The organism is Rubripirellula lacrimiformis (assembly GCF_007741535.1).
In the GTDB taxonomy this organism is placed as follows: domain Bacteria; phylum Planctomycetota; class Planctomycetia; order Pirellulales; family Pirellulaceae; genus Rubripirellula; species Rubripirellula lacrimiformis.
In genome coordinates, this window is record NZ_CP036525.1 from 5,323,818 (window position 1) to 5,345,699 (window position 21,882).

A 21,882-nucleotide genomic window follows, 5' to 3' on the forward strand; every position below is an offset into this window, starting at 1 on the left:
AACACTCCCGCCCCAACCTGCCTTTTCGCCCATGGTTCGCTGCTTCCCGCCGCCGCTGATCGGCATGCTCGTGTTCGTAGTCGTCTCGGCTGCTTGCCAGCGTGAATCGCCGGCGGACGAAACCGAGTACTTCGAGCGCAAGATTCGTCCGCTGCTCAGCGAACACTGTTACTCGTGTCATTCATCCGATGCCGAAACAATCCACGGTGGCTTGCTGCTGGATTCTGCCGCGGGGATCCAACGTGGTGGCGACAGCGGGGAACTGCTGAATTCGGATACGCCGGGCGGCAGCTTGCTGATCGATTCGATCCTTTATGACGGCGACATCCAGATGCCGCCGGAAGGAAAACTTTCGGACCGCGACATTGCGGAACTGAAACGCTGGGTCGACGCAGGAGCCCACTTTCCCGAATCGGTCGATCAACCCGCGCTTGCCAGCGGTGAAGTCGACTACGCCGAGGGTAAAAAGTTCTGGTCTTTCCAACCGGTGCAGCGTCATCCGCTGCCAGAGATCCAGCACCAACAGTGGCCGCAAACGCGATTGGATCACTTCGTGTTGGCGCCGATCGAGCAAGAAGGATTGACGCCATCGCCGCCGGCGGATCGTGCAACGTTGATCCGACGACTTAGCTTTGACCTGATCGGTATGCCGCCCACGCCGCAACAGGTTCGTGACTTTGTCGCCGATGACGATCCCGACGCGTACCGGCGGCTGGTCGATTCGCTGTTGGAATCGCCCCAGTACGGCGAACACTGGGCCCGGTGGTGGTTGGACATGGCACGCTATACCGACCGAACCGCCAGCTGGCTCTATCAAAACGGTCAACCACACTTGTATCGCGATTGGGTCGTCGATGCGATGAACCAAGACATGGCCTACGACGAATTCATTCGTCGACAACTGGCCACCGATTTGATGCCGCAAACCGGTCCCGAAGATCTTTCGGCGCTCGGCTTTGTCAGTCTCAGTCCCACCTATTGGAAAGAGCTGAAGCTACCGTGCGAAATCATCAACGTGATCGTCGCGGACGAATGGGAAGAACGTGTCGATGCCGTCTCGCGGACCTTCATGGGACTGACAGTCGCCTGTGCTCGATGCCATGATCACAAGTTCGATCCGATCAGCACGGAAGATTACTACGCGATCGCCGGTATCTTCGCCAGTTGTCGACAAATCGAACGTCCACTGGTATCGGAAGAACAGTACCAACCCGTGCGGATCGCAAAAGCACAGGTCGCCAAAATCCAGACCGAGATAGCGAAGCTAAAAAAGGAAAAGCCGCAACCCAAAGCGAAGCTTGACGAACTGGCCGCCAAAGTCAAGGAAATCGAAACCACGACCGCACTGTACGACACACCGCTGGCCCCCGCCCTATCGGAGGAATCGATGTTGGTGGTTCGCGCCGGGAAAACGCCACAAGAGGGCACACGGATCGAGTACCAGGCGGAACCTCGTGATCTGCCCGCCTACATCCGGGGAAATCCCAATCGTCCGGGGCCGATCGTTCCGCGTCGATTCTTGAAGGTGCTATCCGACGATCCACAACCGTATCGCGATGGTAGCGGGCGACTGGAACTGGCAGAATCCTTGACCACCGAAGCTGCGTCTTTGACGGCTCGCGTGATCGTGAATCGAATCTGGCTGGCACACTTTGGGCAGGGCATCGTCAGCACGCCCAGCAACTTTGGCAATCAAGGTAGCCCACCGACGCACCCGCAGTTGCTGGATGATCTGGCCGCCCGATTCATCGCAGACGGATGGTCGATCAAACGCTTGCACCGCGAAATCCTGCTCTCGGCAACGTGGCAGCAATCCTCCGCATCGGCAGATGACTCGTCGACGGATCCCGACAACCAATGGCTGTCCCGGATGAACCGCCGTCGCATCACGTTCGAGCAATGGCGGGATGCGATGCTGCTGGCCAGTGATCGACTGGATAAAAAGATGGGGGGCGATTCGGTGGATGTCGACGCCCCAAACAATCACCGCCGGACGCTGTACGCCACGATTCATCGCCGCGACATGTCGCCAACCTTGATGGTCCACGACTTCCCGGATCCGACTCAGCACAGTCCACAGCGAGTTCCGACCGTCACCGCCCTGCAAGGACTCTACGCGCTCAACGGACCACTCCTGTTAAGCCAGTCGCAGGCCGTGGTTTCGCGGCTTTCGCAACAAGCATCGGGCGTCGGTGACCGCCACCAAATCAAGACACTGTACTGGTGGCTCTTTTCGCGTGAACCGAGCGACCGCGAGATCGAAATGGGACTCGCGTTTCTGGGCACTTCGTCACCGATCGCAAATGCCCATGACGAGCCCAGCGAAACCCGTTCGTCGCGTTGGCAGCAGTACGCCCACGTCCTGCTCGCGTCCAACGAATTCCTCTTTGTCGATTAAGGCAGACCGATGACACGAAACAATCCTGGTCCAGCGTCGTTTGACCGACGACAGATGCTGCGTCAATTCGGTGGTGGCATCGGAGCGATGGGTGCTGCCAGCATGATGCCAAGCAACGCGATCGCGGCGGCGACGGGAACTTCTCCGATCGGCCCGCACTTTCCAGCCAAGGCCAAGCGAGTCATCCACCTGTTCATGAATGGTGGTCCCTACCAAGGCGACTTGTTCGATCCTAAACCGCTGTTGGAAAAGTATGCGGGAACAAAGCCCTCCGGGGCTGACTTGCTGACCGAACGACCCACTGGCGGACTGCTGCCGTCGCCATTTAAGTTCCGGCCACGCGGCGAAAGCGGCGTGCAGGTCAGTGACCTGCTGCCGCACATCAGTCAGCACATCGACGACATTTGCGTGCTGAAATCACTGCACGCGGACAATCCCAATCATGGGCCCGCACTGCTGCAGATGAACAACGGCACGATCATCCCAACGCGACCCAGCATGGGCGCTTGGTTCTTGTACGGTTTGGGCAGCGAGAATGCGAACCTTCCCGGCTACGTCGTTCTGTGTCCTGGCAGACCCGTCCGGTTCTCGATCCTATGGAACAGTGCCTTCCTGCCGTCCGAGCACCAAGGCACCTACATCAATCATTCAACGATCCAGCCCGACAAGATGTTGCCGCATCTAAGCAACACAAAATGGGACGATCAGACCCAACGGGATCAACTGGATCTGTTGCGACAAATCAACGCGGAACATATCGCTAGCCGTGCCGGCGATTCCGTCCTGCGAGCTCGCAATGAATCGATGCAAACGGCCTATCGGATGCAGTTTGCGGCCAGCGAGGCATTCGACGTCACCAGAGAAACCAAACTGTCCAAAGACGCGTACGGTCCGGGACATTTTGCCAACGGCTGCTTGCTGGCACGCAGGTTGGTGGAACGCGGCGTGCGATTCGTCCAGGTCTATTACGGAAACGGACAACCGTGGGACACACACAGTGGGCACGACGAGACGGTCCCGAAGCTGTGCAAAAACATCGACCAACCGATCGCCGCTCTGATTTCGGATCTGAAAGAACGCGGACTCCTTGATGACACTTTGATCGTCTGGGGCGGCGAATTTGGTCGCACGCCAACGTCGGAGAACGGTAACGGCCGTGACCATAACCACCACGGATTCAGCATGTGGATGGCCGGTGGCGGGGTCAAAGGCGGGACCAGCTACGGTGAAACCGATGACTTCGGATTCAAATCCGTCGTCGACAAAGTCCACGTGCACGACCTTCATGCCACGATTCTGCACCTGCTTGGACTGGATCACCAACGGCTGACCTACCGACATGCCGGTCGTGACTTTCGATTAACCGATGTCTACGGGCGAGTCGTCCACGACATCATTGCGTAGGTCTTCTCGGGGCCCCTTGCCCAGCGATGATGACATTCAATCTGCCTACGGTTTCACTCTCTAAGAATGCTCCAAACCACAACGATGAACAACCCAACCACTATCCGCGATTGGATTCGTTCGGCAGGATTTCTGGTACTGACATGCGTCCTGACGTTGCCGTTTTCGTCCGCCCGCGGCGATAACCCGCTGATCGCTTCGATTTCCAAAGAAACCCTGTGGCAGAACCGCGACGGCAGCGGACGCACTTGGTTCCACCCGCGCGCTTGCATGGTTCCCGGTCCACACGGCAAACCGATGATCCTGATGACGATCCAGGAAATCGGTGGTTCCGATTACTTTGGCCCTGTTCATTGGACAACGTCCGGGGACGATGGAAAAACGTGGACTCAGCCGCAGCCCATCGCCGCGCTCGATCGCGATCCAGTTCCGGGACGATCGGACGACCTGAAAGCAGCCGTTTGTGATGTGACTCCACAGTACCATCCGCCCACCCAATCCGTCCTGGCCGTTGGCCAAGTCGTGTTCTACAAGGGCAAGTACTTTGCCCGCAAAGAACAGCTTCCTCGCTTCCCCGTCTACGTGACGCGTAACAGCGACGGAGAATGGTCGACTCGCAAGACTCTGCAGTGGGACGATCCGCGTGGTGGCCACATCTATTCCAACAACTGCGGCCAACGGGTTGTACTGCCCAACGGCGACGTCCAATTGGCGTTCACCTTTGGCCCTGAAGATGAACACAGAATGGTGGCGGGTGTCCAGGCAACGTTCGACGGCAACCAGTTGAAGATTCGCGATGTCGGCCCGGCGCTTCACAACCCACAGGGACGTGGACTGCTGGAACCCAGCGTCACGGAGTTCGACGGCAAGTTCTGGATGACGATGCGAGCCGAAGACAACAACGGCTACGTAAGCGTCAGCGACGACGGTCTGCAGTGGGAACCGAAACAATCCTGGGTCTGGGACGACGGCACGCCGGTCACCATGTCGACCACCCAACAACACTGGCTTACCCATAGCGATGGATTGTTTCTGGTCTATACACGACAAGACGAATCCAACGCCAATGTGCTGCGTTGGCGTTCGCCGCTGTGGGTCGCCCGCGTCGACACCGAAAAACGGTGCCTGATCCGATCCACCGAACAAACCGTTCTCGCATTGGTGGGCGATGGTATCGATGAACCGAACAAAGTAGCCCTGATGGGCAACTTTCACGTGACCAACATCAGCCCCGATGAATCAATCGTCACCGTCGGTGAATGGATGCCGCGTGACGGTTACCGAGGCGACGTGCTGCTAGCCCGAATTCGCTGGGCGAAACCCAATCGATTGCCATTGTGGTAAGGCATCCACCAAACTTTCGGTGACCCCCAATTCCAATGTTAGCCGTTTGGGCGACCGCGGTCTGCTGATTGAGTGAGCCGTGATCGCGTGAGCGGCCGGGAATTGCCCCTGGCCTCACGGCCAGCGGCGCACCAGTGCCATTTTAAAGTCAGATCAAACAACTTGTCGCTTCGCCCCCTACGCAAACATTTCCCCGACGCTACCAAGCTTTAGGTACTCCCCCCCATGATTCGCACCGTTTCGCTACTGCTGCTATTTGTTTGCGTGTCGCCGGTTTGGGCGCAGTCGGACCAAACTGAACTGCAGCTGACCCTTCCGCCGCAGGTATACGCTGTCGCCGGGCTGCCGACCAGCATCTATTTCGATAACGTTGTTTTGACTCAGTCGCCCCAGGATTATCGATTCGAGGTGACGTGTGACGTCGGCAGCACAGAAGATCGCCGCTGGACAGTGACCCCAACGAATCAAGACGCTGGCGACCATCCGCTGCAGGTGTCCGTCTATACCGCTGACGACAAATTGGTGGAATCGAAATCCAGCGTCCTAGGAGTGACCGCGGACCGCGCCCACCCCACGGAACCGCCGATGCAGCTATTGATCATCGGCGACTCACTGACGCACGCAACCCAGTATCCCAACGAGATCGCTAGGCTGCTGACGCCCAACCACCCCTGGAAAATGCTGGGCACTCACCTAACGACATCCGCCAAACCGGGCGTCGCACACGAGGGATTTGGCGGCTGGACCTGGTCTAGTTTTACATCCAAGTATGAACCGAACCCCGATGGATCCGTCCAGAAACGCAGTAGCCCGTTTGTCTTTTTGAACGACGATTCGGAACCGGAACTGGATGTCGATCGCTACTTTGCCGAAGACGGCCACGACCAACTGCCTACGCACGTCGTGATCATGCTGGGCATCAATGATTGTTTTCACGCACCATCGGACAACGACGCCGCAATCGATGCGACGATCGACAGGATGTTTTCGCACGCGGACCGACTGCTGGCAGCCATCCAAAGTGCCGCTCCGAAGGCGGATGTTGGCCTATGCCTGACAACGCCGCCCAATGCTCGCCAGGAAGCGTTCCAAGCCAACTACCAAGATCGTTACACACGATGGGGATGGAAACGGATTCAGCATCGCTTGGTTCAACGTCAAATGCAGTACGTGGCGGCAAAATCAGACTCGAAGATTCACATCGTGCCCACGCAGTTGAATCTAGATCCCGTCGATGGATATCCCCACAACAATGGCGTCCATCCCAACAGCACCGGCTACAAACAAATCGGTGCAGCCATTCATGCGTGGCTGTGCCAGCAATTGGAACGCGCGACTTGGGCCTACTCGGCTGATCCATTGCGTCCTTTTTGGACAGGTGACTCCGTCGAGCAAGAACCCGTGCTATTTTTGCAGGACGCGGATTCGGACTTGGCACGCGGTTCCCTGCTATTCCCGATCCAGGAAATCGTTTCGGTGCAAAGTTCCTCGGGCGACATCACCTACGAAAACGAGACCGATTACCGGTTCACCCCAGGCAGCCGCGAAATCACCATTCCCGCCGGATCGCGCATCGTGACGACATCTCCCGCAGAGCTCCGGCGACCGGCAAAATCGCAAAGATTCCAACTGACTCACCGTGACGGAAACGGGGAAATCATGTTTGGCGCCAAGTTGGAATACCACCAACTGCAAACCAATGTCACGTACAAAACGGCGACGAAAAACTGGGACCTCGCAATGCCAACCTTCGACGCCGGCGCTCTCCCAACCACGATCAAGAAACTACGAGATGGCGACGAACTATCGGTCGTGCTGCTCGGCGACAGCATCTCCACCGGATGCAATTCATCGGGATGGGGTCACGGTGCACCGTATCAACCGCCGTACCAGGACCTATTGGTCGATCATTTGCAGGCTCATTACGACACCAAGGTGAACCTGACCAATCTATCCGTTGGCGGGCAGTCGACCCCGTGGGGAATCACGATGATCGACCAGGTTGTAAGTCATCACCCCGACCTCGTGATTTTGGCTTTCGGAATGAACGATTCGGCCGGCCGATCGGCAACCGAGTTCCGTCAGAATACCGAGGCCATGATCCAAAAAACGCGAGACGCTTTCCCGAACTCGGAATTCATCTTGATCGCAACCATGCTCGGCAATCGCGACTGGACCCGTCTGAACCATGACGTCTTTCCCGAGTACCGTGATCAGTTGGCACAGCTTTGCGAACCCGGGATCGCGTTGGCGGATATGACCAGCGTGTGGAGCGAATTCATGAAGCGAAAGAAGGATTCGGATCTAACCGGAAACGGCGTCAATCATCCCAACGATTTTGGCCATCGCGTCTACGCTCAGGTGCTCTCCACGCTACTGGTCGAATAGGACCGTACCGCGATTGGCCTTGCGATCCTCGCACCTTTTCACGGATCAATCTTGGTTTTCGATATCGATCCGACCTGCCGATGCACTTCGTCAACGATCACTCGTTCGACATCGGGTGCCCAGGCAGCGGGAAGCCCATAGTAGACCATCGCTCCGCCGCCTTCGTATCCGCCTTCCCCCAGCACGCGACGTGATGGGATGTAGGCCATCACATCGTTGGCATAGCCGGCCACCCAAGTCTGCTTTCCCGATAGTTCGCTTTTGAGGCGATTGGCGTAGTCGACGACCACCTCGCCGCCGAGTGCCACGAACTGGACATCATCACCGATCGACCAAACGCCCACCGGATAGGGATACGTTGGACTCAGCGGAACGCCACGATCGATCTGTTCCAACAACATCTTCGCACGTGACACCTCGTAACGATTCGTCGACCTGCTGTTACGCACGATCTCATCGCGGTCCGGTAGTTCGCCCAGTGGCAAATCAATCTCGGTGTACGTCTTGTTCAGCGATCCAGTCACGTCCTGCATTTTGGTCGTCATCAGCACAGCATCCACCGCGGACGCCAATCGCCGACCATAGTGCCTTGCCAACTCGGTCGTTCGCCGTGGCAAAGGGTTCTGATCCGCACCACAACCCGCAAAGAACATCGCCACACAATCGGAATGGGCCTCTTCCAATTCGATCTGTGCAAACCCGGGATAGTCCCCCGACCACTGATACAAACTCAGAGTGGTCGCGTGACAGGCATAGCCAAATAGCACTGCGGTCAACTTTTTATCCAAATTGCGAACCGCCAACACAGGCACGTCATGGTCTTGCGGCCCCTTTAGCTTCTGTTGGGATCGCAAATTTGGAACATCGCCCTCTGCGTTTTCACGCCGGTTCGTCGCGAACGTTGCCGTGCCACTGCCCCATGTCAGATGGCTGGGCTGCAAATTTCCGATTGCCTGGCCAACAACGTCGACAACATCCTCGTGAAATGTGTCGGTCCATTCCGCGATGCTTGTTTGATGCTGTTGGTTCAGCTGCAGATAGTGCAGCGGAGCAAGACCGCCCATCACGACCGGGCCGGAATGCGTATGCGAACAGCAGATGACGACCTGGTCTCGTGTTAGCCCGTAACGCTCGTTCAGCGAGACACAGATTGCACTGGAAAGTTTGCGGTCGATGCCGACCAAATCCACCGTAATGATCACACCGCGACTGCCATCATGGTCTTCCAACACCAACGCTTTTGCCCACAAATCAGTCAGCTTTCCGTCGGCCGGTGCCGTACGACTGGCGTAACCCGCCATCCATACCGGTTGGTCCGGTGTGATGCACACCTTCGCCGCGCCGGACTTCCAAAGCGGTTCGTTGGCAGAACCTGGACAGCACAGCACAACCAGCCAGGCGGCTGCCAAAAAGATTCGTCGATTCATCGTTCACCTATCGTGGAAAGCGGGGCCCACAGAGTGCGTTGGCGGCTTGAAGTCACTGGTTTGACAGTTCGAACCTGGTGGGTTCGTGCTGCAGAACACGATCGATCACGGCGTAGGTTTTGAATCGAACCTCGGTCGGAAAATCGTGTTCGCAGTCCGGAGTCAAAAGGATCAATTCGTCGGGGGCATCCAACAACGAATAGATTGTAGCAGCGACAGGAACCGCTTTGCGAACGCCATCGACATCGAAGTTCGAATCGCGAATTGGCGACGCCGATACGAAAGTACGCGGAGCCAAAGCTGCGATCAATTCATAGAAATCGAACGGTACTTTGTCGGGATCCAATTGGAAATCGTCTCGCAGCCGAGGCATGTACCGATCGCTGGCCCAGCCTTTGATCTTGCCGTCGTAATAGTCATGAAATGGGCACCATCCGCAACTGGACACCACCACTTTAATTCGCTGGTCAAACACCCCCAGAAAAATCGCGTTGTGCCCGCCAAGCGAATGGCCAATGGCCCCGATGCGATCGGAATCAACGAATGGCAGCATCGAAAGAAAATCGACACAGCGCCGATGGTTCCAGATTCCTTTCATCGTGCCCGATTCGAAACCGTCGCTAGTGAAGTCATAGTCGGTATACTCGCCAAATGACGGATAGTCCGGAGCGATCACCACGTAGCCGCGCCGAGCCAATTCGATTGCGTATTGACGGCCCGGACGGCGACCTTCCCCCGCCACGATTCGCTTCCCCTCTGCACCGGTGGGATGCAGTGCGACGACAGCAGCCAATTTGTTCGATGTGATCGCATTCATCCAATCGCTGGCATCCACCCGATCGGCAACTGAACCGGGAAGATACAGGTCCAACGGCAAACGATCCGAATCATCCACCGCGATTCGCAGTGTTAGCCGCCGCACGTCACCCAATCGGACGTCCTCGGTAACTTCGGTCTCAAAAGCCGACGGAGTGTCCGCGGGCGGAATCGGCCCCATCGCCAATTCCGCGCCGGCGATGATCTGTCGGCGCCGCAACCACCAGTCCGCAGCCGATTGGATCGGCTGCACCTTGCCATCATCCGCGATGTACTTCGAAAGATCCGAGTGTTGAACAACGTCCGGCCTCGGCAACGGGTCTTCGGCATATGCGCAGCGAATCGTTGCCGCGGACAGACCAGCTAGAACAATCGTGCCGACACAAAACGTTCGAACGAACATCACACTATTTCCAATAGAAAGAAAACACGAGCAACTCGATATTCGGGATCGTCGCTGTTAAGGCGAATCGAAGGGCCAACCCGGCAACTCGCCACAGCTTTGCAGGGCAAGAATTGCGAACGCAGTGCCCGTGTTGGAGATCAAGTTTCCGGCATCGTTGACAGGCGAACGCGTGAACCACTTTCCGCTTTCACGCTGGTTCGACAGCAACCACTGAATACCTTTTTGCAACCGCGGATCGTTTGCGGCAACGCCCAATTCGCGGCTGATCACGATCACCAGACCGGTGCCGTACGCATCACTTGTTTGCGTGTCCAATGGCTCGCCATCGTCACGCTGGAGCCCCTTCCAATCGGTCAGGAACCCAGCGGTCGACCAGCCGCCGTCCGCAAGCTGGATCGCGAAAAGCTCATTTAGCGTCCTGGCCCGTTCATCATCGGTCGCAATGCCTTCGATGCGTTTCGAGCACCACGCGATCATCGCCCGGTGATGCAGCGATTTGGGCGGGTTGTTCTTCAGATAGCCACGCAGCCTGGCCAGCCCCGCCTGGGCGACGTCCGTTTCAGCATAGCCGTCCGGAGCGACTCCAACGGCAAGTGCTGCCAGTGTGACGCCGTAGTGATCGTCAATCTCCATCGGTGCATAATCACAGTGCGGCCACTTCCATCCACCATCTGACCGCTGCACGGTCCACAACAAGTCCAAGACGTCCCGAGTCACGGGGTTCAACTGCCCGGTCGTCTGCATGTCATGGAACGTCAGACCGGCTGCGACAACGATCGGCCAGAACCCTTGGTTTTCCGTTGGCCCCTTCGTTTTCCACCGTACCGTTCGGTACTGTTCAAAGAACTCACGAACCTCGCCCGAATCCCTTTGCACGCCCGCCAATGCAGGACGCGCAAACATGTATGGCATGTTCGTGTGACAAGTCACACACTTCTTTTCCTTCTGCCACGTCAACGAGGACCGATCCAGGTAGATGGCAGCCCGCTTGGCCGAAAACGTTGCGGCCAATGGTTCGTCCCCACGGATCGAATCACGTTCTGCGGGAACGGAGTCAAACGTGACAATGTCATCTTGCGCGTGCGCGTCCGGCAATCTGCCGAAAACACTCGCCACGACGACGACACAGGCGGCGATTCGACAAGCGTTTTGCTTGATCAGTGGAATATCCATGAAGAATCGGTGGTTCACGCGAACAGGACAGGTGGAATGTCGAAGACAAAGGATCGGACATGCAAGTGGGACAGGCTTCCAGTCGCTGAAATTAGCCACTGCATTCCGCAACGACTAGCGAGGTTTCGGCTTGATATACAGGACTTCGCCACGCTCGATCCAGCCTTTCCGCAGGTCGACGCGAAACCATCCGTCACTGTTCTTTTGGTGGAATCGGATGCCACTGCGTTGGCCAAATTCATCCAAGTCGTACTGTGCCCACGTCTTTCCCATATCGGGCGAAAAGATGATCCCTGTCGCGTAGGGCGAAGCCGGTGCGTAGTGTGCGGATAGAATCACACCGTCTTCGATGATCATGTTGGCCGATTCGTACTGGGGGTTGAACAGCTGTTCGTGCTTCGTCGGGTCCGTTAAGTCCGCCGGGTCACAACGAAAGATGCCACGATCGTGAGGCATCGTTCCATTCGTGCCGTTGGCATCAGCGGCCCAATACAGTTGCCCATCCACGAAGTTGATTCCACCTGATTTGAACCGTGAATTAGAATTCACCGAAACCAGCACTTTCCAATCCCATAAATCATTCTGCGCATCGAAAGTTCCCCGCAGCCAATGGCATTCCTGACGATTGTTGCCGTCGGAATCGGTCCGATCGTGGTCCCCCGTGCACGCGTAGAATGCGTTTTCGGCGGGGTTGTAAGCGACACAGTGAATGTGCCGACAAACGACAGGATTGTCCGGGTTGCCCAGCAGATCGCTCGGCCCGGCACCTGGCTGCTGGAACGTTGGGCTCTGACCGAACGAATACGCAATTTTGACGGTCTGGCCGCTATCGGTGGAATAGTAAATATTGACCGGCACAGCCCCGCCCAGAACGTTGCAATAGTTCCCCCACACCAACATTTCCTTTCCGCCGACGTCCCACGTGTGGACACCATCAAGCGAATGGAAGTACCAGCCCGGATTCGCTGGATCGATCGGCTGATGCGGAAGATAGTCGCTGCCGTCGATGTCCTGGACAACGATCTGTTTGTAAGTGCCCAGGTTGTCGGTACTGAGAAACAGTCGCGTTCGCGTTGCGAAAAGGATGTTTCCGTTCTTCAAGATGCAACTGAACGTGATGTTGTCCGCATCGCGAAAGATCGCGTCATGCGGCCAGGTCTTCCCGTTGTCTTCCGACAGATACACCTTGCCCAGCCCAAAACCGAACGCTTTGTTGTCTCGCTGCGAATCGATGTAGGGACCATCCGGAGCCAATCGATACCAAAAATGGTCCGTCGATGGTGAATCGGTTTCATCTGCCCAACAGTGGTCCTTCCCCGTCAGCAGCATTCCACCGCTGGCCGCCGACGCAATCAATAGCCGCCGACGGGTCATTGAAACGGAAGCTTCGAAGTCTAATCGCTTAGTCATGGAGTACTCGTCTGTGTTAGCTGACAACGGCATCGTCATCCAAAACGATCGTGCCTAAAAAACGCGGCCTCAATCACGGGCGGGATGGTCCCTTGGCATCGGTTTCCAGCCTGTCATTTCTTCACGCACACTGGAAGCCGAAGCGACGGATTCAATGGCTGGTCCCAATCCGGACACCGCGTATCCAGCCATGATCGTTGCACATTGTAAGCGGCACGCTGCACCGAAGGTTGTCACTGACTGCGTCCCGGAATCTTTTCTAAAACGAAACCGCACATATTCTGTCTACGGTGAAACGGAGCTTCATCCGGTAGCGTGACACTGCCAACGATGAATCCGCCTCAGTCGACCGCCGCGTCGCCCCAATGCGAAATTCAGATTTGCCAGATCGCCGAGTCCCGAGGTTCGCGGATCGTCGTGTTCTGTGCCGTCAGCACGAGACAGCTCAAACCGTCTGGACGGTTTCGAGTAGCGGAACTTGGTCAACGGTTTGCCAATTCAATGAGCCGATAGGCGATAGCCTCGGTTACGTCACCCAAAAACCGGGGCCGATCGCCCAAACGGCGCAAGTTCAGATTCGAAACTGGACTAGATCGGCTACCCGTCGCGGGCCGTCGACTCAGCAGGCTCTGCGGGCCAGGACAGGGAACCGTTTGCCAGCGGCGATTCAACAGAGGCGATTCAACAGGGGCGGAGTTCGGTTATCATAGAACGTCCGCCAACTTTGCTTGTTCAGGTCAGCGAATCTGATGCGTTGGCAACGTTTGATTCCGCTTCACGTCAACTTTTGCGTTGAACCTTTCATGACCAATCCCGATTCAGGCAGCTCTGTCCTTCGTCTTCTCACGACTTCGGCATTCATCGCCACCTTCGGTTTTTCGACCCTTTCCGTCGCAGCCGAAACCTGGACTGAATTCCGCGGCCCAACGGCAAACGGAATCGCCAGCGCCGAGTCAAGCGTGCCGACCGAATGGTCGCCTGAGAAGAACGTTGCCTTTCGCACTCCCTTGCCAGGTCAAGGCTGGTCATCCCCCGTCATCGCCGATGGTCGGATCTATCTGTCCGCGGCCATCCCCCAAACGGAAACCGCCGATTCGAACGAGACCCAGTACGATCTGTCGTTGATCATCCTGGATGCGAACAGCGGCGACCTGTTGAAGACGGTGCCGCTGATGGAACAGACTGCCGAGAAGAGTCACAGGATCCATAAGAAGAATTCGCACGCCAGCCCGACGCCGATCGTTGACGGGGATCGCGTCTTCGTTCACTTCGGTTACCAAGGGACCGCATGCGTTGATCGCGATGGCAACCTGATTTGGACCAATCGCGATCTGTTTTTCAAACCCGTTCATGGCAACGGCGGCACACCCGTCTTAGTGGATGGCAAGTTGATTTTCACATGCGATGGCGCCACCGATCCCAAAGTGGTCGCCCTGGACGCGAAAACCGGCAAACTTGCTTGGGAAGTCCGGCGTCCCAACGATGCGAAGAAGAAGTTCTCGTTCTGTACGCCGTCGTTGATCACCGTCGATGGAAAGAAGCAGGTCATCGCGCCGGGAAGCGACTCCGTTTTGGCGATTGACCCCGCAAACGGAAACGTGATTTGGCAATTGCTTTACTCGGGATACTCCGTCATCCCCAAACCCATCTACCACAACGGCCTGGTCTTTCTGTCGACAAGCTACGATACCCCCAGCATGCTGGCGATCGATCCTACGGGCCGCGGCGATGTCACCAGCACTCACTTGAAATGGTCGATCAATAAGAATGTCCCTCACACGGCGTCCATGCTCGCCCACGAAGGACTGATCTACTCGGTCAGCGACGGCGGGATCGCGATGTGCGTCGACGCTGAAACAGGCGAGGTCATTTACAAAAAGCGTGTCGGCGGCGGATTCTCCGCCTCTCCCATCCTGGTCGACAACAAAATCTACTACACCAACGAATCGGGCGTGACGACCGTCATCGCGATCGGCCGTCAGTACAAAGTGCTAGCGGAAAATGATCTCGGCGAACGAACGCTCGCATCCGCTGCCGTCGATGGAAACGCACTGATCATGCGAACCGCCGACGCCATCTACCGCATCGAAGAATAGCTTTGGCAACGATTCGGGTGATTTTCAATCTTTCCGTCGAATCCGGTATCCCCAATTCCGCGACGAGTCGGGGACGCTGGGCCAATGCAGTTCGCCGGCATCATTGGTCGTCAGAGTGATCGCGTCCTGCCACCCACCCGTTTCGACATGCCACCACTGAAAGACGTAGTCGACATTGGGCAGCAGACCTTTGACGAAGGTCGACGGGAATCCCTTCGTTGCAAGTCCTAATGCGAAGCTTTGGTCGTGGGCAGAAACTGCCAGGGCATGCATGTCGCCATGACTGTCGCCAAGATGAGTGTCCGATGCTGGCTTCAAGTCGCGATAGTCGTGCCCCGCGTCCAGCATGAAGTCCTTCAAGTGCTTCATCGCAAAGGACTTCCATCTGGTTAGCGCGTGCGTCTGCTGTCGCTCATCCGCCGGAATCGGGTGTTTCTTATCGATCCAAAACGCGACTCCGCCAAAATAGGCGTCACCCCAGGCATGCCCAGCGAAGCCTCCGTTGAGAACGGATCCATACATTTGAAATTGGGCCATCTCGGTAGGATCAAGGCCATCGACTTCACCAACCGGAACCGATGGGTAGTAGGGTTCGACGTTCATCGCGGGCAGCGGCCGCGGATCGCGATACATCTCTCGCAACCACACATACATTCGCTCGTCACGATACTTGTTGCTGACATTGTGTAAATCCAACAGTGCCGGATCGTCCTTTGCCCACGTCTGCAAACTGCTTCCATAAGCCATCGCCGTGCGAGGTTGACCGTAGGGAAGTTGCCCCGTGCCGTTCTTGGATTTCAGATAGGCATGCGCATTTTCAACAAGCGGCAACCAGTCCGGGTAGACGCGATCGACCGTATCCCAATGCAGCCAACTGTAGATCATGTTGTAGCAACCATAGCGGGCGATCAGGTATCGCGTGTAATTCGTGAACGCGTCCTTCTGATCCGAGCTCTTTCGCGGCCATATTTCATGCCGTCTGACCGACTCGAACAACGGAACGAATCCGTTGTCGAACAAGTACTTCATCTTCTTGTCCGTTTCCTGCCAATAGGCAGGATGAATGCGTGTGTAATCGGCTTTGTCGGAAACGATTTCGAAAGGGGTAAGATCCGTTTCAGAAACCTTTTGCCCGCGCACCTCCCTCGCCCAGACACCCTCTGCCGACATCGTGGTATCGGTGGGATAGCTGGCGATCACATTGACGCCGTTGAACCCCTGTCGCTTCCGTTCCGAGAAGTAGTCCTGAAAGGAAGTCCCTGCGATGCCTGCGGTGTCCCAAGGAAAGATTTTCGTAAACGCGACCCAGACCGTGTCGCCGGTAAAGAAGAACGGGGTCCCATCGGCATACTGCAAGGTCGTGCCATGAGTGCGAATGAAACCGCGTCGGTTCGGGTTCGCGTCCTTTTGCATTTCGGTCGTTGCTGTCGCGACAAAGGTTCCGCTCTTATTGTCCAATCCTAAATCGTTCGTGGCTGCCCCGGTCGACCAAGACCATTTCCCCGCGGAGGTTGCCACCAGGCGGACGCGAAACACATCCTCGCCATCCCAAAATGCGGGCACCAAATAGCTCTCACCGCTCGGCCCGGAAAGCGTCACCCACAGGTCCACATCAAGGTACGGGTTGCTGTAACTCCCTGCCGCATTCAAGCTCACTTCGTTGACCTCCATCACCTCCACCGCGTCTACACGCCAAGCGATCAAGCAAAGGAACAGGCAGAGAGCGATTCGAGAGTTCTTCATCATGGAAAATGCGTAATGGTTTATGGAACGACGAATATGGGTCGAAAGACATCTAAACGGAAATCGTATTCATGCAAAAACGCAGCCTCAGTTCACGTACGGCTGCATGCGACGAAGAGACGCCGAATCAATCACTGTCGCAATGATTTTCATTCTTTCCGTTCGTAGTAAAGGCGACAGCCGGCGTCCATTGGCTTCGTCAGGTCCGATTGTTCCCGCCCCATTCCAGCTGAAGAGAGCGGCCAGCTTACAACCGCCTCGGAGAGCCGAAAGCATCATGCCGGTGGTCTCGGCCACCGGATTTGGCATCCCCCCATGATCGTATCGTTGTCGTTCGGGAACGCGTTTCGCGCCGCGGGGATATCACTGCTGCGCAGACATGGGGCCGATGTACTTGTTCGCGATGACGACGTTGTCGATGAAGATGTGTTGGTCGTAGGGCGATGGGGTCGTGCCGCCGTGGTAGAGGTTCATCCATACTTGCTCGATTCGCAACTTGTCGGTTGAACGAAAACGTACGTCCGTCTTATCGAACGCCAGATGACCATCGACCCAGGCTCGCAAGACTCCATCTTTTTTGCCGGGCGTGTTCAATCGACAGTACTGTTCGATGGCGTACCACCGATTCGTGGCCAGGTATCCGCGGTAACCTTGGCTCCACACCCAATTCGTTCCATAGGTGCCATCCATGTCGACGTGATAGCAGTAGAACCCAATCGGTGTTCTTCCGGCCAATGGGTTTCCAGCCGGGACGGTCTTCCGGAACAAACCGCGAGCCGACCAACCGTCCGTGCCGTTCACCTTTCGTCCGCCCCAGCCCGCTCGGCCATACGTCCCGCTGATCCCGGGCAGCTTGCCACCTTGGACGGTTTGATTCCAGTCATCCGCCAGACGCAGATAGTAACGAAAGTAAACCTCTTCGGGCTCGCTGCCGATCTGTTCATCAAACTTATAGATCGTGTTCAGCGCGGTCAGACCACCTTTGGCGATTCGGCTACGCATCGCTTTCCCGTCGATCGGCTGAAACTCTTCGAATCGAGTGTCGACATCCACCGTATCGACGTTGTCCTTGGGGCCGGCAACCGTCCATTCGCTCTGCCAGTCGACGCGTTCGAAACCAGTCGCAAAAATCACATCTGGATCGTCCGCGATACCGCGATCGTTCTGGTACTTTGCCGCGATCCCCATCACAGGCGATGCCGGCGGTCCTTGATCCCCCTGTCGACAGCGGAAAACGCCAACGTTGGCTGAACGATATTGGTGAGTCGATTGCAGAATCAACGAGGCGCCGGAAATCTCACCAACGCTGGCTGCTTGATCCAGGTCGAACCGAATCAAAAGGTTTTCCGACGCGGCGGAAACACGCAGCTCGTCCGCTTGCCCCTGACAGCGGTACGTCGACTCGGTCAAGTAGGTATCTGACACGGGATCCAGACGGACGGTCCCCGCTTCACCGGTCAGTTCCAACTTGGGACGCAGCGCCGCGTCTGGATTCTCGCGACTACCGAACACGATTCGGCCACCGTCATCGGTGCCCCGCAGAAAGAACCCCTGATTGGGCTGACTTCCATCGGACCACTCTTTCACCAGCGAAGTGACATCCCAGCGAACGGGTTTGCGAGTGTCGTTATCATCGATCTTTGTGACCACATAAGCGGCATCCCCCTGCGGAGCGTCGTTTGCATCCCGCCAATCGCCCATGAAATGTTTCCATGGCAGGATCGCACCCAAGTTGTAATGATCCCGATTGGCTCCATCATTATGCTGCGTCGCACCTTCTGCCCAATCCGACTGTTCGCCCCTTACCGGACAAACCAAGGCGGGGCCTGCCGCGACGAAAACAAAGACCAGCATGACAAAGGGGGAAGGCTTCATGGGACTTCGGTAGGCTTACGAGGATGTGACGGCAAAACGGGAAGAAGGCTTCCAGGCTGTTTGTTCGCCCCAACAGGCTGGAAGCCTATTCTACGGTACCAGGTCACCTTTGATTTGGACGCCCGGACAATTGTTTACAATGGATGCCTCGACATCCCACCTGCCATCGGACTGAAACCTCGACTTTCCGATCCAGCCAACGCCTTTGAAATCTTCAACGAGTCCCCGCTGATGCGCAATCCAAATTCTCCCAGCACGACTGCGTGGCTTGGGACCTTATTGTTCGCTGGCCTTTGCGTCGGCTTCAGTCCTGTGATGGCGGATCAACCGCAGTTCGCGTCACTTGTTCCGGGCATCGACATTCGGCCATTGCCAGTGGATCTGACGAACATCAATAGCGTTGAATACGGACCAGATGGTCGGCTGTTTGCTGCGGGCTACGATGGCCGTGTGCACGTGTTGACGGATACCGATGGCGATGGGTTGGAAGACAAATCGGAAGTCTTCTGGTCCAAGGCAGGAGATTTGTTGACACCGGTTGGGATCTTGCCAACCGCCGATGGCGTGTACGTCGCGGCCCGTGGCAAGATCGCATTGCTAAAGGACACCGATGGCGACGGGAAAGCCGATGTCAGCGAGGCGGTGGTCACCGGTTGGACCAGCGAATCGCACAACGGCGATACACGGAATGACGCGGCGGGGATCGCGATCGACGATGACGGCAACCTGTACTTTAGCCTCGGTTGCATGTCCTATAACAAGGCCTGGCAGCTGGATGCGAAGGGAAAGTCGCAATACGACCTGGCCAGCGAACGAGGCACGATTTTGAAAGTTTCGGCCGACCGCAAACATCGACAGATCCTGGCCACGGGAATGCGTTTTGTCATTGGACTCGACTTCAACGAACACGGTGACCTTTTCGCGACCGACCAAGAAGGTGACACCTGGTTCCCCGGTGGCAATCCACGCGACGAATTGCTGCACGTCCTGCCCGGCCGGCACTACGGTTTTCCGTTCCGACATGCCGAGTATCTGCCCGACGTGGTCGACGAACCATCCGTTGTCGACTTCTCGCCGCAGCACCAATCGACCTGCGGATTTCGATTCAACTTGCCTACGCCGAAACGAAAAGCGTTCGGCCCAGATCACTGGAACGGCAACGCAATCGTCACAGGATTCTCACGCGGGAAACTCTGGCGAGCACCGCTGGCGAAAACTCGCGCCGGGTACGTCGGGAAGCAGATTCAATTCGCCGCGTTCGAGTCGCTGTTGACGGACGTTGCCGTATCGCCAAATGGCGACTTGTTGGTGACCGGTCACAGCGGGCGTCCTGATTGGGGTGCCGGGCCAGCAGCGAAGGGCAATCTGTACAAGATCACCTTTGACCGCACCGCTCCCCAAAGCGTCGCAGCATGGCCGGCCAGCCCGGTCGAAGTCAAAGTCGCCTTCGATCGTCCAGTTGACGAAAAACAACTCCAAAAGGCGGAGATCGAATATGGTGAGTTTGTTTGGGAGGGGGACCGACATGAATGGATTTGGCCGGGATACGAAGTGGTCAAAGCTGCGAAGGCGTCCCCCCGTCGCGCTCTAGCGGTTGGCAGCCCACGCATATCGGCCGATGGCAGGACGGTCACTTTTCCCACAGCGGCGCACCCGCAACGTGTGCGTTACGGGATCACCTTGCCGGGCGTGACAGCGAGAGCGGGCAGCACGCGTGAACCTGAAACGATCGAGCTGTCGTACGACCTTGGTGGTGTTCGCGGCGAGTGGACTCGCGAAGGCGATGACAAGCCCACGTGGAAGGGCTGGCTGCCTCACGTTGATCCGCAGGTCGTAAAAGCGATGACGGCTGGCTCGGCCGAACACGAGCAGTTGCTGCAGCTGCTCGGACAACCAGGACGTCTGGTGTTGCGATCCCAACTATTGCTGCCGGGTCAAAAGGTTGCCTTGCGTTTTCAATCCAGCGGCAAGTTCACCGTCAAGTGTGGCGAAAACGAAGTTGTTTCCAAGCCAGAAGGCCCGTCGCATGTTGCTGAGTTCACGGCCTCCGCAGCAGTCGACGCGAACTCTGCGGCGCCTTCTCGTGGAGATCGCCAGCAGGTGCTGCCCACTGAAACCAGGACACTGGAAATCAGCGTTCAAACCGGCGCCAGTGGTGAACCGTTATTGCTAGACGCCTCGTATCAGGCCGACTTTGATCGGCACGAAAGACCGCTGCGTCTGGAACATCTTTTCGTCCCTTGGGCACCGCCGATTCAACCTTCGCCGGAAGACGACGGAGTTGCACGACCGAGAGAGCAGATTGCTGGGGATCCATCGAAGGGCCGCGAGCTATTTTTCGGCTCCGAAGCCAACTGTGCCGCCTGCCACCAATTCCGAGGCAAGGGCGGCAAAGTCGCTGCAGACCTAACGGTGACCGTTTATCGAGACCCGGACGCGGTGATGCGTGACATTGTGCACCCAAGTGATTCGATCAATCCCGACTACGTCAGCTATACAATTTTGACGGATAGTGGCCGGGCGCTGACCGGTTTGTTCCAACAGGCGGACGAAAAGCAGATCACGCTGGTCGATAGCGCCGCCAAAACGCACACGATCTCGCGTGACGAAATCGAAGACATTCGTGCCAGCTCCGTATCGCTGATGCCAAACGGATTCGACAAACTTGGCAAAGCGAGTCTGCAGAACTTGGTTGCGTTTCTTTGCAGCGAAGACGTCGAAGCGAAAAAATCGGGGCTGCCCACCGGCGTGATCCAGCGTCAGTACTGGCAGGACGTGCCGGGCAGCGGAGTCAATGCACTGACAAAGCAAAAGTCGTATCCGGCACAACCCACCGGCAGCGAGCTGCTGACGCGATTCGAAGGGCCAGTGAACTGGAAGGACCACTACGGATCGCGAATTCGCGGCAACATCCATCCGCCACAAACCGGCGACTATGTATTCCGGCTTTCCGCTGACGATCACGCAGAACTGTGGCTCAGCACCAGCGATCAACCAAGCGACAAGAAACGCATCATCCAGCTGGACCGCTGGACGCCTTCACGAAACTGGGACAAGTATCCCGAACAAAAATCCAAACCGATTCGGCTCGAAGCGGGCAAGCGATACTACATCGAAGCACTGCATCACGAGGCCTCGGTCGACGACTGCCTGGCGGTCGGCTGGCAACTCCCGGACGGAAAACAAGAACTCCCAATTCCCGGCAAGCGACTGTCAACGGTTGACGAAAGTCAGCAGTAGCACGTCCAGCGCGGAGCAAGCATTCCCTAGGTTCGGGGCCGTTTTTCGTACGGGAATCCGTCAAGAGTTTCTCGATCGAGTGAGCCGTGATCGCGTCAGCGGCCGGGAATCTTATACTCTCTAGCGGTCTGTCGATTGATGGAGCCGCTGGGCGATCGCCCC

The 21,882-nt window shown here is 56.9% G+C and carries 12 protein-coding genes; 6 read left to right on the forward strand and 6 right to left on the reverse strand.

Features of this window, described 5'->3' with window-relative positions; genetic code table 11:
* Nucleotides 1–31 precede the first annotated feature (31 nt).
* The 4 genes from K227x_RS18745 to K227x_RS18760 all read left to right on the forward strand — a co-directional run bounded on the left by K227x_RS18745 (nt 32) and on the right by K227x_RS18760 (nt 7,534).
* Nucleotides 32–2,398, forward strand: a complete 2,367-nt coding sequence (locus tag K227x_RS18745) for a PSD1 and planctomycete cytochrome C domain-containing protein (RefSeq protein WP_145171887.1) — start codon at nt 32–34, stop codon at nt 2,396–2,398.
* 9 nt (nt 2,399–2,407) lie between these two features.
* A complete protein-coding gene (locus K227x_RS18750) occupies nt 2,408–3,802 on the forward strand; it encodes a DUF1501 domain-containing protein (protein ID WP_246145920.1) in 1,395 nt (464 codons plus the stop codon).
* A gap of 84 nt (nt 3,803–3,886) precedes the next feature.
* On the forward strand, nt 3,887–5,146 hold the full coding sequence (locus tag K227x_RS18755; protein ID WP_218933364.1) for a sialidase family protein: 1,260 nt from the start codon (nt 3,887–3,889) through the stop codon (nt 5,144–5,146).
* Nucleotides 5,147–5,371: 225 nt separating this feature from the next.
* On the forward strand, nt 5,372–7,534 hold the full coding sequence (locus K227x_RS18760; RefSeq protein ID WP_145171889.1) for an SGNH/GDSL hydrolase family protein: 2,163 nt from the start codon (nt 5,372–5,374) through the stop codon (nt 7,532–7,534).
* A gap of 38 nt (nt 7,535–7,572) precedes the next feature.
* Here K227x_RS18760 and K227x_RS18765 read toward each other — a convergent pair whose 3' ends face one another.
* The 4 genes from K227x_RS18765 to K227x_RS18780 all read right to left on the reverse strand — a co-directional run bounded on the left by K227x_RS18765 (nt 7,573) and on the right by K227x_RS18780 (nt 12,766).
* Entirely contained in the window at nt 7,573–8,961 is a 1,389-nt protein-coding gene (locus K227x_RS18765) for a neutral/alkaline non-lysosomal ceramidase N-terminal domain-containing protein (RefSeq protein ID WP_145171891.1), read from the reverse strand.
* A 52-nt stretch (nt 8,962–9,013) separates the two neighbouring features.
* Entirely contained in the window at nt 9,014–10,180 is a 1,167-nt protein-coding gene (locus tag K227x_RS18770) for an alpha/beta hydrolase (protein WP_145171893.1), read from the reverse strand.
* Between the two features lie 57 nt (nt 10,181–10,237).
* On the reverse strand, nt 10,238–11,356 hold the full coding sequence (locus K227x_RS18775) for a prenyltransferase/squalene oxidase repeat-containing protein (protein WP_246145921.1): 1,119 nt from the start codon (nt 11,354–11,356) through the stop codon (nt 10,238–10,240).
* 114 nt (nt 11,357–11,470) lie between these two features.
* The gene (locus K227x_RS18780) at nt 11,471–12,766 is read right to left on the reverse strand and encodes a sialidase family protein (protein ID WP_145171895.1); all 1,296 of its coding nucleotides are present in this window, start codon (nt 12,764–12,766) and stop codon (nt 11,471–11,473) included.
* An 803-nt stretch (nt 12,767–13,569) separates the two neighbouring features.
* Here K227x_RS18780 and K227x_RS18785 point away from each other — a divergent pair.
* Nucleotides 13,570–14,862 (forward strand): outer membrane protein assembly factor BamB family protein, encoded by a 1,293-nt coding sequence (locus tag K227x_RS18785; protein WP_145178114.1) that lies wholly within the window; start codon nt 13,570–13,572, stop codon nt 14,860–14,862.
* Nucleotides 14,863–14,886: 24 nt separating this feature from the next.
* Here K227x_RS18785 and K227x_RS18790 read toward each other — a convergent pair whose 3' ends face one another.
* Together K227x_RS18790 and K227x_RS18795 are read right to left on the reverse strand one after the other, a co-directional pair.
* Nucleotides 14,887–16,608: a DUF5060 domain-containing protein gene (locus K227x_RS18790; RefSeq protein ID WP_145171897.1), complete on the reverse strand. Its 1,722-nt coding sequence runs from the start codon at nt 16,606–16,608 to the stop codon at nt 14,887–14,889.
* 360 nt (nt 16,609–16,968) lie between these two features.
* A complete protein-coding gene (locus K227x_RS18795; protein ID WP_246145923.1) occupies nt 16,969–18,480 on the reverse strand; it encodes a polysaccharide lyase in 1,512 nt (503 codons plus the stop codon).
* 231 nt (nt 18,481–18,711) lie between these two features.
* Between K227x_RS18795 and K227x_RS18800 the strand changes: the two genes are divergently transcribed.
* Nucleotides 18,712–21,720: a DUF7133 domain-containing protein gene (locus K227x_RS18800; protein ID WP_218933365.1), complete on the forward strand. Its 3,009-nt coding sequence runs from the start codon at nt 18,712–18,714 to the stop codon at nt 21,718–21,720.
* The last annotated feature ends 162 nt before the right edge of the window (nt 21,721–21,882 follow it).

Bases quoted from the DNA above. Each gene is read 5' to 3' on its own strand.
- K227x_RS18785 (WP_145178114.1), top strand. From the start codon at position 13,570: ATGACCAATCCCGATTCAGGCAGCTCTGTCCTTCGTCTTCTCACGACT.
- K227x_RS18780 (WP_145171895.1), bottom strand. From the start codon at position 12,766: ATGACTAAGCGATTAGACTTCGAAGCTTCCGTTTCAATGACCCGTCGG.
- K227x_RS18760 (WP_145171889.1), top strand. From the start codon at position 5,372: ATGATTCGCACCGTTTCGCTACTGCTGCTATTTGTTTGCGTGTCGCCG.
- K227x_RS18755 (WP_218933364.1), top strand. From the start codon at position 3,887: ATGAACAACCCAACCACTATCCGCGATTGGATTCGTTCGGCAGGATTT.
- K227x_RS18775 (WP_246145921.1), bottom strand. From the start codon at position 11,356: ATGGATATTCCACTGATCAAGCAAAACGCTTGTCGAATCGCCGCCTGT.
- K227x_RS18795 (WP_246145923.1), bottom strand. From the start codon at position 18,480: ATGAAGCCTTCCCCCTTTGTCATGCTGGTCTTTGTTTTCGTCGCGGCA.
- K227x_RS18790 (WP_145171897.1), bottom strand. From the start codon at position 16,608: ATGATGAAGAACTCTCGAATCGCTCTCTGCCTGTTCCTTTGCTTGATC.
- K227x_RS18765 (WP_145171891.1), bottom strand. From the start codon at position 8,961: ATGAATCGACGAATCTTTTTGGCAGCCGCCTGGCTGGTTGTGCTGTGC.
- K227x_RS18750 (WP_246145920.1), top strand. From the start codon at position 2,408: ATGACACGAAACAATCCTGGTCCAGCGTCGTTTGACCGACGACAGATG.
- K227x_RS18770 (WP_145171893.1), bottom strand. From the start codon at position 10,180: ATGTTCGTTCGAACGTTTTGTGTCGGCACGATTGTTCTAGCTGGTCTG.
- K227x_RS18745 (WP_145171887.1), top strand. From the start codon at position 32: ATGGTTCGCTGCTTCCCGCCGCCGCTGATCGGCATGCTCGTGTTCGTA.
- K227x_RS18800 (WP_218933365.1), top strand. From the start codon at position 18,712: ATGCGCAATCCAAATTCTCCCAGCACGACTGCGTGGCTTGGGACCTTA.